10 protein-coding genes and 1 pseudogene are annotated in these 11,842 nt (G+C 56.0%); 5 read left to right on the top strand and 6 right to left on the bottom strand.

All coding sequences use genetic code 11. The features are described from left to right. Both BIS10_RS13805 and BIS10_RS13800 read left to right on the top strand, forming a co-directional pair. Positions 1-247, top strand: a pseudogene (locus BIS10_RS13805) (efflux transporter periplasmic adaptor subunit); the annotation flags it as partial. Further along, a complete protein-coding gene (locus BIS10_RS13800) occupies positions 247-3,387 on the top strand; it encodes an efflux RND transporter permease subunit (RefSeq protein ID WP_253506009.1) in 3,141 nt (1,046 codons plus the stop codon). The pseudogene BIS10_RS13805 and the gene BIS10_RS13800, both read left to right, overlap by 1 nt. A gap of 68 nt (positions 3,388-3,455) precedes the next feature. Here the strand turns inward: BIS10_RS13800 and BIS10_RS13795 are convergent, their stop codons facing one another. Then, positions 3,456-3,869 (bottom strand): DUF3617 family protein, encoded by a 414-nt coding sequence (locus BIS10_RS13795; protein ID WP_253506007.1) that lies wholly within the window; start codon positions 3,867-3,869, stop codon positions 3,456-3,458. Positions 3,870-4,022: 153 nt separating this feature from the next. On the opposite strand from BIS10_RS13795, the gene BIS10_RS13790 reads away from it, so the two are divergent. After that, positions 4,023-4,232: a CPXCG motif-containing cysteine-rich protein gene (locus tag BIS10_RS13790; RefSeq protein WP_054644977.1), complete on the top strand. Its 210-nt coding sequence runs from the start codon at positions 4,023-4,025 to the stop codon at positions 4,230-4,232. A gap of 16 nt (positions 4,233-4,248) precedes the next feature. Here the strand turns inward: BIS10_RS13790 and BIS10_RS13785 are convergent, their stop codons facing one another. From BIS10_RS13785 to BIS10_RS13770, 4 genes are all read right to left on the bottom strand, one after another. Continuing rightward, positions 4,249-5,091: an ABC transporter permease subunit gene (locus BIS10_RS13785; RefSeq protein WP_253506005.1), complete on the bottom strand. Its 843-nt coding sequence runs from the start codon at positions 5,089-5,091 to the stop codon at positions 4,249-4,251. Beyond that, the gene (locus BIS10_RS13780; protein WP_253506003.1) at positions 5,088-5,999 is read right to left on the bottom strand and encodes an ABC transporter permease subunit; all 912 of its coding nucleotides are present in this window, start codon (positions 5,997-5,999) and stop codon (positions 5,088-5,090) included. The genes BIS10_RS13785 and BIS10_RS13780 overlap by 4 nt, the downstream gene beginning before the upstream one ends. 31 nt (positions 6,000-6,030) lie before the next feature. Next, on the bottom strand, positions 6,031-7,212 hold the full coding sequence (locus BIS10_RS13775) for an ABC transporter ATP-binding protein (RefSeq protein ID WP_253506001.1): 1,182 nt from the start codon (positions 7,210-7,212) through the stop codon (positions 6,031-6,033). Positions 7,213-7,307: 95 nt separating this feature from the next. Continuing rightward, entirely contained in the window at positions 7,308-8,411 is a 1,104-nt protein-coding gene (locus BIS10_RS13770) for a polyamine ABC transporter substrate-binding protein (RefSeq protein ID WP_253505999.1), read from the bottom strand. 354 nt (positions 8,412-8,765) lie between these two features. On the opposite strand from BIS10_RS13770, the gene ahpC reads away from it, so the two are divergent. Further along, positions 8,766-9,329 (top strand): alkyl hydroperoxide reductase subunit C, encoded by a 564-nt coding sequence (gene ahpC, locus BIS10_RS13765; protein ID WP_083024625.1) that lies wholly within the window; start codon positions 8,766-8,768, stop codon positions 9,327-9,329. A 215-nt stretch (positions 9,330-9,544) separates the two neighbouring features. Beyond that, entirely contained in the window at positions 9,545-11,101 is a 1,557-nt protein-coding gene (ahpF, locus tag BIS10_RS13760; RefSeq protein ID WP_253505997.1) for an alkyl hydroperoxide reductase subunit F, read from the top strand. A gap of 142 nt (positions 11,102-11,243) precedes the next feature. Here ahpF and BIS10_RS13755 read toward each other — a convergent pair. After that, positions 11,244-11,842, bottom strand: a 599-nt coding sequence (locus BIS10_RS13755; protein WP_253505995.1) for a ThiF family adenylyltransferase, incomplete at its 5' end; no start/stop codon positions are given.

The raw sequence follows: 11,842 nt of genomic DNA, 5'->3' as shown, positions 1-11,842 counted from the left end.
GCCTAGCGGCAACCGCCACTTTGTGATGGTGATTCAACAGCAGGAGAATGCGCCACGCTTAGAGCGCCGAGAAGTAGCTATCGGCGAGCGCCGCAGCGGGGAAGTAGAAGTACTAGAGGGCATTAGCGAAGGCGATTTGGTGGTGATTCATGGCCTGCAGCTAGCCCGTGAGGGTCAAGAAGTTCGCCTGCTAGGCGTTGCCGACGACAGCACGGACATTCGCTCGCTGCTGGAGGCTGACCGCTAATGCGTTTATCCGATATTTCCGTTCAGCGGCCAGTGCTGGCCATGGTAATTGCCGCACTGATTATTGCTTTTGGCTTGCTGGCCCTTAACCGCTTGCCGCTGCAAGAGTACCCCACGGTTGACCCGCCTATTGTCAGTATTGATACCCGCTACCCCGGTGCCTCAGCCAGCGTGGTAGAAACACGCATTACCCAAGTTTTAGAAGACCGCATTGCCGGGGTAGAAGGTATCGAACTGATTACCTCCCAAAGCGAAGATGGCCGCTCACGTATTGAGATTGAGTTCGCCATCACCATGGATATTAACGCCGCCGCCAACGATATCCGCGACCGCATTTCAGGCGCGCTGCGCAACCTGCCGGACGACGCCGACAATCCTGAAGTCACTAAAGCCGACAGCAGCGAAGAGATTGTTGTTTGGCTAAGCCTCTCGGGGGCAGACTACTCGATTGCTGAGCTGACCGATTACGCCAACCGCTTTTTAGTGGATAGCCTCTCCGTGCAGCCTGGCGTCGCCAGGGTGCGGGTGGGTGGCGGCCAGGATTACGCCATGCGTGTATGGCTGGACCGTAACGCATTAGCAGCCCGTGGCCTCACCGTGGGCGATGTGGAGGACGCTCTACGTGCTGAAAACGTCGAGCTGCCTGCGGGTTCTATCGAATCCGATGACCGCCAGTTTATTGTCCGCTTGCCGCGCAGTTTCGCCACTGCTGAAGACTTTCAAGGCTTAGCGCTTGCCCAAAGCAATAACGGCTATCTAGTGCGCTTATCGGATGTCGCCCGGGTGGAAGTAGGCTCTGTGGAAGACCGCTCCGTTTTCCGAGCCAACGGCGTGCCTATGGTGGGGCTGGGGATGATCATGCAGTCCACCGCCAACGTGATTGAGCTTTCTGAGGCGGTTCAAGAAGAGCTTGGGCGGCTTCAAGGCACTCTGCCCGAGGGGATGTCGCTCACGCTGAACTATGATGCCTCGGTGTTCGTTTCCGGTGCCATTGAACAGGTAGTCATGACTCTCTTTATCGCCATGGGACTCGTAGTGGTGGTCATCTTTCTGTTCCTGGGAAATCTTCGCACCACTATTGTGCCCGCCGTCACAGTACCTATTGCCGTGATTGGCGCGTTTACAGCACTGGCAGCCATGGATTTTTCCATCAACTTTCTCACGCTGCTCGCATTGGTGCTGGCCATCGGGCTGATTGTTGATGATGCCATTGTAGTGCTCGAAAATATCAACCGACGCATGCACGACTATGGCGAGACGCCGCTAGTCGCCGCCTTTCGCGGCACGCGGCAAATCGCCTTTGCGGTGATCGCCACCACCCTAGTGTTAGTCGCCGTCTTTGTGCCACTGAGCATGCTGCAAGGCGATATTGGTCGGCTGTTCTCGGAGTTCGCCCTCACCATGGCAGCAGCAGTGGTCGTCTCTACCCTGCTCGCATTGACCCTAACGCCAATGATGGCCTCCAAAATACTCAAGCCCGGCATGCACGATAGCCGCATTGGGAAAGGCGTGCAGTGGCTGCTGGACGGCACCAAACGCCGCTACCAGCGAGCCTTAGAAGCCGTACTAACGGCCAAATGGCTGGTCGTGGCCCTGTTTGCCCTACTCATTGCCGGAACGGCGTGGCTCGCCACAGCGCTGCCCAATGAATACACCCCGCAAGAAGATCGCGGTAACTTTATCGTGCTGGTCAACGGCCCGGAAGGAGCCACGTTCGACTACATGATGGATTACATGGATGAGATCGAAGCGCGGCTGACGCCCTTTGTAGAGAGCGGCGAGCTGGAGCGCGTGGTGGTTCGTGCCCCGCGTGGCTTCGGTAATATCGAAAACTTCAATAGCGGCTTTATCATCGTCAATATGGCGGACTGGGGCAGCCGCCGCAGCGCCTGGGAGATTATGGCCGACGTGCGCCATCAGCTACGCTCACTGCCTGGGGTTCAGGCCTTTCCGGTGATGCGGCAAGGCTTCGGCCAACGTACCCAAAAACCGGTGCAGTTTGTGCTGGGCGGCGGCACTTATGAAGAGCTGGCCCGCTGGCGCGACCGGCTGATTAATCATGTGCGGAAAAACAACCCACGTCTAACCGCCATCGAGAGCAACTACGACGAAACCCAGCCTCAGCTGCGTGTCGATATTAACTATGAGCGCGCCGCTGCGTTAGGCGTCACCGTGACTGAGATTGGCCGCACGCTGGAAGTGTTGCTAGGTGGCCGTAACGTAACGCGCTATGTGGATGATGGCGAAGAGTACGATGTGATTGTGGAAGGTGACCGCAGCCGCCAAAACAGCCCGCGCTCACTGGATAACATTCAGGTGCGCTCGGCGCGTTCCGGCGAACTCATCCCACTGGCAAGTCTGGTCACGCTGTCAGATTTTGCCGGTGCCAGTACGCTGAACCGCTTTGACCGCGTGCGCGCGATTACCATTGAAGCGAACCTCGCCGATGGCTACCCGCTGGGCGAAGCGCTGGCATACCTGCAAGACACCGCCGATACCATTCTGCCGGAAGAGGTACAAACTAACGTGGCGGGGCCATCGCGGGATTTCCAGCAGGCAAGCGGCGCGACGATGTTCCTACTGGTGCTAGGTGCCGTGGTTGTATTCCTGGTACTGGCCGCCCAGTTCGAAAGCCTCATCCACCCGTTTGTGATTATGCTCACGGTGCCGCTGGCCATGAGCGGTGCCCTGCTGGCTCTACTGCTGAGCGGCCAGTCACTGAATATTTACAGTCAGGTGGGCTTGGTGCTGCTGATTGGCTTGGCGGCTAAAAACGGCATTCTCATTGTAGAATTCGCTAACCAGTTGCGGGATGAAGGGCAGGCATTTCGCTCGGCGCTGATTGAGGCCTCGGTGACCCGCCTACGACCCATCTTGATGACCGCCGTGACCACCATGGCCGGTGCTATTCCGCTGATTATCTCCAGCGGGCCAGGGGCGGAGTCGCGGTTGGTGATTGGCACGGTCATCATGGCCGGGGTTGGGGCTGCCACCGTCTTCACGCTGTTTGTGGTGCCCGTGGCGTACGACCTGCTGGCCCGCCACTCTGGCTCGCCTGGAGCAGTGAAGCGCCAGCTCGAAGAGGAGATCGCCAACGCGCCTACGGCTCAACACACGCCGCTTGAGTTGCCAGAGCGATAACGCATCCCCAAAAACACTAAGGGCGCCAACGAGGCGCCCTTAGTGTTTAAACGTCACAACGGGTGTGCTTATTCGCAGTCGCCGATGCGCTCGCCCTCAATCGCGGTATTCATGGTCAGCTCGCCCATGGGAGACTGCGTCAGAATATCCACGGTGCCTTCGATCTGGTCGCCCATGAAGCGCATTTCGCCGTCGATGGTCGCTTCGCCACCTTCAGCGCGGCATACCATGCTGTAGGAGAGGCCGTCGGCACTCATATCCTGGTTCAGCAGTTCGCAGCCTTCTTCCTCTTCAATAAAACCAAAATCAGCACCCTCTAGCTCTTCCTGGGTAATGCACTGACGCTCGGTTTCCGTTTGATCGGGAATCTGCATATCGCCGCTGACGCTAGTCACGCTGACAAACTCCCACTCGCCGGGCGTAACATTAGGTGTTTCCGCCTGGGCAACCATCGGGAAGGCCGCTAAGGCCGCAACTGCCATGTACCGTTTCATCATCGCTTTTATCTCGCTAGGTGGTTCGGGAAAACTCGTCATTATCCTACCTGATTCGTTGATCAGGTGCCTGCTTGCAAACAGCACTGCTACACTAAGCTGTCAATGACATTGAGTGTAACGCTGAAAAGGGCAACAACCATGCACGACGACGCACTAATTAATCATGATTTCCACTGCCCTTACTGTGATACGCCGCTCACTTTTGTGATCGATACCTCTCAGGGTAGCCACGACACCTGGGAAGATTGCCATCAGTGCTGCGCGCCCATCCAGCTACAGGTCATTGTGTCACCAATGACCGGAGAGCTAGACGCCGTCATCACTGGACGTGACGACGACGTGCTGTAGCGTTGGGTTAAAAAGCTTAAGCCTCCTCCCCTTGCTGTATCACTGACTGGCGCTTGGCCTCGCTGCGGCGCATGAAGTACCACGCCAGAAGTGTCGCCAACGATACGGTCAGAATAATCAGCGTCGCCAGCGCGTTGATCTTCGGCGACACGCCCATTCGCACCGAGGAAAACACCACCATCGGTAGCGTATTGGCCCCCGGCCCAGAGACAAAGCTGGCAATCACCAAGTCATCCAACGACAGCGTAAAGGCCAGCAGCCAGCCTGCAGCGAGGGCGGGTGCAATGACCGGTAGCGTGACGAAGAAGAAGGTTTTGACCGGCGGTGAGCCTAAATCCATCGCCGCCTCTTCAATAGAGCGGTCCACTTCCCGCAACCTAGCCGCCACCACCACCGCCACGTAGGCGCTACAGAACGTAGTGTGGGCAATCCAAATAGTGGCCATGCCACGGTCGGCGGGCCAGCCGATCAGCTGCGCCATTTGCACAAACAGCAGTAGCAGCGACAGGCCGGTAATCACTTCCGGCATCACCAGCGGCGCGGTCACCATGCTGGAAAGCGCCGTTTTGCCACGAAAATGGCCATAGCGCGTCATAACAAACGCAGCCACCGTGCCCAGGCACACCGCCATACTGGCCGCAAAGAAGGCAATCTCAAGGCTGGTCCATACCGCCGACAGAATCTGCTGGTCGCGAAACAGCTCGCCATACCATTGGGTTGAGAAACCGGCCCATACGGTTACTAGGCGCGACTCATTAAACGAATACACCACCAGCACCATCATGGGCAGGTACAAAAACAGCAGGCCCAACACCAGCATCACGGTGGTAAAACTTGGGCGCCGACGCGATCTCATCATTCTTCAAGCTCCCGTGACTGGTAGCGGTGGAACCACACAATGGGAATGAGCAATAGCAGCAGCATCACCATGGCGAGCGCTGACGCGACCGGCCAGTCGCGGTTAAGGAAGAACTCTTCCCACAGCACCTTACCAATCATCAACGTATCGGGGCCGCCTAGTAGCTCAGGAATCACAAACTCCCCAACGGCAGGAATAAACACCAGCATTGAGCCTGCGATAATGCCCCCCATCGAGAGCGGCAGTGTCACCTTTAAAAAGGTATTGAGCTTACGCGACCCAAGATCCGAGGCCGCTTCCAGCAGCGAGTTATCCAAACGCGTCAGGTGGGCATACAGCGGCAGTACCATAAACGGTAGGTAGGCGTAGACAATGCCCACAATTACCGAAAACTGGGTATTCATCATCCGCAGCGGTGAATCAATCACCCCCAACCCCATCAATAGGTTATTGATTAGGCCACTATTGCTAAGAATACCCATCCAGGCGTATACCCGAATCAGAAACGATGTCCAGGATGGCAACATCACTAACAGCAGCAGAATCAGCTGCAAGCGCCCTGGGGCACGGGCCATGGCGTAGGCCATCGGATAGCCAATCAGCAAACACACCACTGTCGCCACAAATGCGGTTTTAATCGACCCCCAGTACGCGGCGACATAGAGCGAATCCGACAACAAAAACAGATAGTTGCCTAGGTTCAAAAAGATGTTCAGCGTTTGATCGGCATACTCTAACAGCGGCCCGTAGGGAGGAATGGCAATGGCCGATTCAGAAAGGCTGATCTTAAGCACCAGCGCAAAGGGCAGTAGGAAAAATAGCGTCAGCCACACCAGCGGGAAAGCAATCACGGCGCGTCGGCCTAAATGCATCCGCTTGATAAAGCCTGCAATGCGAGATGGCATCATAATGGGCAATCTCCTGTCAGCCACCCGGGCATTAGCGGTTCAGCACGATAGCGCTATGATTTTCCCAATAAACGTACACGCTATCCTCCCAGGTTGGGCGGTCACCGCGCCGCTCGGTGTTGGCCATGCTCACTTTAATCATCTGCCCGGAAGCAGTGCGCACGTAGTAAAGTGAATAGCCGCCCAAGTAGGCGATATCATCCACCTTGCCCGCTTCCCAGTTGTACTCTGACGACGGCTGCTCACGGGTTAGCCAGATTTTCTCAGGGCGCAGCGCCGCCCACACCCGGCGGTCTACTGCCTGGGTGGTAATGCCGTGGTCGATATAGATCGGCCGTGAGAGCGCAGGTGACTCAATGCGGCAGTGGTCAGCGGCGTCCTCAATGATCTCACCCTCAAACAAGTTCACTGTACCGACGAACTCGGCCACCATCCGGCTGGCAGGGCTTTCATAAATATCCACCGGCGAGCCAACCTGCTCAATCCAGCCATCCGCCATGATCGCCACACGGTCGGCCATGGTCATGGCCTCTTCCTGGTCGTGGGTCACCATGATGCAGGTCACACCCACCTGCTCAATGATCTCGACCACTTCCAGCTGCATTTCGGTGCGCAGCTTTTTATCCAGCGCGCCCATGGGCTCATCTAGCAGCAGCAGCTTGGGTCGTTTGGCAAGCGAGCGCGCCAAGGCGACCCGCTGGCGCTGACCGCCAGAAAGCTGGTGGGGTTTACGCTTAGCGAAGCGCTCCATATGCACCAGCTTGAGCATCTGGGCAACCCGCGCTTCAATTTCAGCTTTAGGCAGCTTGTCCTGCTTTAATCCAAAGGCAATATTCTGCGCCACGGTCATATGCGGAAATAGCGCATAGGACTGGAACATCATATTGATGGGCCGCTTGTGTGGCGGCATCTCAGTGATGTTTTCGCCACTCAGCAAAATGCGCCCTTCGCTGGGCGTCTCAAAACCGGCAAGCATGCGCAGCAGGGTAGATTTACCCGAGCCAGACCCACCTAGCAGGGCAAAAATCTCGCCGCGCTTTACCTGCAAATTCACATCATCGACGGCAAGCGCATCATCAAACCGCTTGCTCAAGCGCTTAACCTCTAAAACGATATCCTCGGCAAATCGAGGTGCTTTCCCCTGAGCGCGCACAGGCGGGGGAATGGCAGACGAAGAGGATGAAGAATCGTTCGACAGGGGCGTAGTGACCATTCGCCACTCCCATCAAAAGGCCCGGTTAACCGGGCGATAAAAGACAAACAGCGAGCCGAGCAGCTGCCCGGCTCGCCGTCAGGCGATGATTAGAATTAACGGCCAGACTTAACGCGGTTCCAGGTGCGCGTACGGGCACGCAGGATATCCTGGGTTTTTTCTACCTGGACATACAGGTTCTGCATGACGTCGGTTTCCGGGTAGATGGCCGGATCGTTAATCAGCTCATCTGAGAGGTACTCGTTCGCCGCCAGGTTGGGGTTGGCATAGCGCACGTACTCGCTGATCTCAGCAGCAATTTCAGGGTCGAGGATGAAATTAATAAACGCGTGGGCGTTGTCGGGATTCGGAGCATCTGCCGGAATCGCCATCATATCAAACCACAGCGCAGCGCCCTCTTTCGGGATGCTGTAGCCAATGGTGAAATCACGGCCCGCTTCTTCCGCACGCGCGGCAGCCTGGAAGATATCACCAGAGTAGCCTGCCGCCACGCAGATATCACCGTTGGCAAGGTCAGACACATAGCGCGAAGAGTGGAAGTAGGTAATGTTATCGCGCACTTTGGAGATTAGCTCACCGGCAGCCTCAATGTCCTCAACGCTTTCATTGAGTGGGTCAAGGCCAAGATAAACCATCGCAGGTGACAGCATTTCATCACCAGAATCCAGCATCGCAAGGCCACAGCCTGCTTCACTAAGCTTGGTGGTAATTTCCGGGTCAAACAGCAATGCCCAGCTATCTAACGGTGCGTCGTCACCCAAAATTTCGGTGACGCGCTCAACGTTATAGCCAATGCCGTTGGTGCCCCACATATAAGGAACCGAGTATTCGCTACCTTGATCGATGGTTTCCAAGTTAGCCATCAGCTCAGGATCAAGGTTATCTAAATTGGGCAGCAGCTCATGGTTAAGCGGCTGAAAAACGCCTGCTTTCAACTGGCGGGTGAAGTAATAGGTCGAAGGCACGACCACATCGTAGCCGGAACGGCCGGAGAGCAGGGCCGCATCAAGAATTTCGTTACTATCGTAAACGTCGTAGGTTATTTCAATACCGGTACGCTCGGTAAACTTCTCCAGCGTTTCCGGGGCAATATAGTCAGACCAGTTATATACCCGCACTTCTTCAGCATGGGCAGCAGCGGCCGCTACGGCAAAAGAGATGGCCGTAACGGCCCCTGAAAGTTTTTTAACGTTCCCCATTTACCTGCTCCTTATCTCGAAAGTCTACATCACCAAAAAGCCGTGTACTGCAATCGGCTGTCGCTGGCTGGTTAGCCACCGATGCAACTAGCGCTAGCTGAAAACAGCTTAGGCGATTATCGCAACCGTGCGAATTTTGCGGTGCAGTGCCGTCTATCGCAAGAGTATGTGGAAAATTCTTGTATTCAGCTCCTGTTGCCCCCACTTCCTTGGTCAGCTGAAGGTAGCAAGAAGGACCTATAGCCAAAGCCTATTGGAAAGATTCATTTTTCCAATTTTAGCTATTAGTCGTAGTCCGCTACCATTGGCAACAACTTTTTCTACTGCCATTCACCTATTGTGGAGACGTTCTGAATGTCTTTGATTAACACTGAAGTAAAACCGTTTAAAGCCACTGCTTACCTGAACGGCGAATTTGTTGACGTTACTGAAGCCGACATGAAAGGCCAGTGGTCCATTTTCTTCTTCTACCCGGCCGACTTCACTTTCGTTTGCCCGACTGAGCTGGGCGACTTGGCTGATAACTACGAAGCCTTCAAGAAGTTGGGCGTTGAAATTTACAGCGTGTCTACCGACACCCACTTCACACATAAAGCATGGCACGACAGCTCTGAAACCATCGGTAAACTGCAGTACCCGATGATTGCTGACCCGACCCTGCAAATTTCTCGCAACTTCGAAGTTCTGATCGAAGAAGCAGGTCTGGCTGAGCGCGGTACTTTCGTCGTTGACCCGGATGGCAAAATCCAGATCGTCGAAATCAACGCTGGTAACATCGGCCGTAACGCTGAAGAGCTGCTGCGTAAAGTGAAGGCTGCTCAGTACGTTCGTGAAAACCCGAACGAAGTATGCCCGGCTAAATGGAAAGAAGGCGAAGAGACCCTAGCTCCGTCTCTGGACCTCGTAGGCAAAATCTAAATTGCCTACCGCTGCCGCTTAGGATTCGAATCGCATTAAGTTGAATCCCTACAGGCAGCACAGCACCCGGGCACTTGGCCCGGGTGTTTCGTTTAAGCACCCGTGTAACCGCATCCCCTGTTTTCCCTAGCGCTTTTACCGACTGCCCTACTGATCCGGCAGCGGGCGTTTTAGGTTGAGAACAACTTACTGCTGACTGCGAGGAAGCCACTGTCATGCTGGACGCCAATTTAAAAAATCAGTTGAAAGCTTACCTGGAAAAAGTGACTCAACCGTTCGAGATCGTTGCGTCCCTCGATGACGGTGCCAAGTCACGCGAATTACTGGGCCTGTTGGAAGATATCAGCAGCCTCACCGATAAAATTACCCTGCATACCGACGGGCAAGATAGCCGTACCCCGTCGTTTGCGATTAACCGCCCCGGCGAAGAAACCGGCGTGGTGTTTGCAGGCATCCCCATGGGCCACGAGTTCACCTCGCTGGTACTGGCACTGCTGCAAGTCGGTGGTCACCCACCGAAGACCTCTCAAGAGCTGTTAGATCAAATCAAGGATCTCGACGGCGAGATGCTGTTTGAGACCTACTACTCGCTCTCCTGCCAGAACTGCCCGGATGTAGTTCAGGCGCTGAACCTGATGGCGATCTTCAACCCGAACGTGCGTCATGTCGCTATCGACGGTGCGCTGTTCCAGGATGAAGTTGAATCGCGTGAAATCATGTCCGTGCCCAGCATCTACTTAAACGGCAAGCCGTTTGACCAGGGCCGCATGACCCTTGAACAGATTCTGGCCAAAGTGGACACTGGCGCTGCCGACCGTGAAGCGAAGAAGCTGAGCGAAAAAGCCGCCTTCGATACGCTGGTGATTGGCGGCGGCCCAGCAGGTGCAGCGGCAGCCATCTACTCCGCACGTAAAGGCATTAACACCGGTGTTGCCGCCGAGCGCTTTGGTGGCCAGGTATCCGACACCATGGGTATTGAGAACTTTATCTCTGTTACCCACACCGAAGGCCCCAAGCTGGTCAGCGCACTTGAAGAGCACGTTAAAGAGTACGAAGTCGACGTGATGAATCTGCAACGTGCTACGTCGTTCAAAGCAGCAGAAGCCGAAGGCGGCCTGCATGAGGTCACGTTCGAGTCTGGCGCGAAGCTGAAGAGCAAAACTCTGGTACTGGCCACCGGTGCCCGCTGGCGTGAAATGAACGTGCCCGGCGAGCAAGAGTACCGCAACAAAGGTGTTGCCTACTGCCCCCACTGCGACGGCCCGCTGTTCAAAGGCAAGCGGGTGGCGGTCATCGGTGGCGGTAACTCCGGCGTTGAAGCGGCTATCGACTTGGCTGGCATCGTCGGCCACGTAACGCTGGTTGAGTTTATGGGTGAAATGCGCGCCGACGCGGTACTGCAGAAGAAGCTGAAGAGCCTGCCTAACGTCGACATCGTGCTAAATGCCCAAACCACCGAAGTGACCGGCGACGGCAGCCGCGTCAATGGCCTGACCTACAAAGACCGCAACACCGATGAAGTGAAGAGCATCGCGCTGGAAGGCATCTTTGTGCAAATCGGCCTAGTGCCTAACACCGAGTGGCTGAAAGGCTCGCCAATTGAAATGTCACCCCGTGGCGAGATCATCGTCGATGCCCACGGTATGACCTCGGTGCCCGGCGTGTTCGCCGCTGGCGATGTCACCACCGTGCCCTACAAGCAGATCATTATTGCGATGGGTGAAGGTGCCAAAGCATCACTGGGTGCCTTCGATTATCTGATTCGTAACTAATCTGCTAGATGACTGGCTGATAGGGCGGCAGCGCCGCCCTACTGAGTTCGTTCCCTTTGACGTGAAGACCGTGACGTCGCGCCCGCCCCCCTGCGGGCTTTTTTTATGCGCAGGCGCTGTGCGTGAATGTCGTGTGCGAGTGTTATGTGCGAGCGCTACACACCGGGCACGCCGGGTCTCTTGGCACCTGAAAATGGCGCCACTGGCCGCTTAAGCCATCAAAGGTAGATAAGCCCTGATGCGCCGTCCCCGCACCGCTTAGCAGCTTAAATGCCTCTACCGCCTGGAAGCAGCCAATCAGCCCCACTAAAGGGGCCATGACACCGCTCTCTGCACAGCTCAGCGCTTCATCTTCGCTATCCCCTGGCGGGTATAAACAGGCGTAGCAGGGGCACGCTTCATCACGCGGGTCAAACACCGCCAGTTGGCCCGAAAAGCGAATCGCCGCGCCGGAAATCAGCGGCACGCCTGCCTGCTGGGAGGCGGCATTGATGGCATAGCGGCTGGAAAAACGGTCGGTGCAGTCCAACACCACATCGGCCGAGGCCACCAGGGCGGTGAGCGCTTCGCCTTCTGCATGCTGCTCAAGGGCCACAACGTGGCACTCTGGGTTAAGCGCTTGCATGCTCTCCTTGGCGGAGCGCGCTTTGTTCACCCCCAGGCTTGCCTGCTGATGGGCAATTTGGCGCTGCAAATTGGTTAGCTCGACATGGTCAGCATCGGCAATGGTGATGGTACCTA

The sequence above is a fragment of the Halomonas sp. 707B3 genome (assembly GCF_024158645.1).
In the GTDB taxonomy this organism is placed as follows: Bacteria; Pseudomonadota; Gammaproteobacteria; order Pseudomonadales; family Halomonadaceae; genus Vreelandella; species Vreelandella lionensis.
The sequence above is the reverse complement of the archived record's forward strand: the minus strand, read 5'-3'. Positions and strand labels throughout refer to the sequence as shown.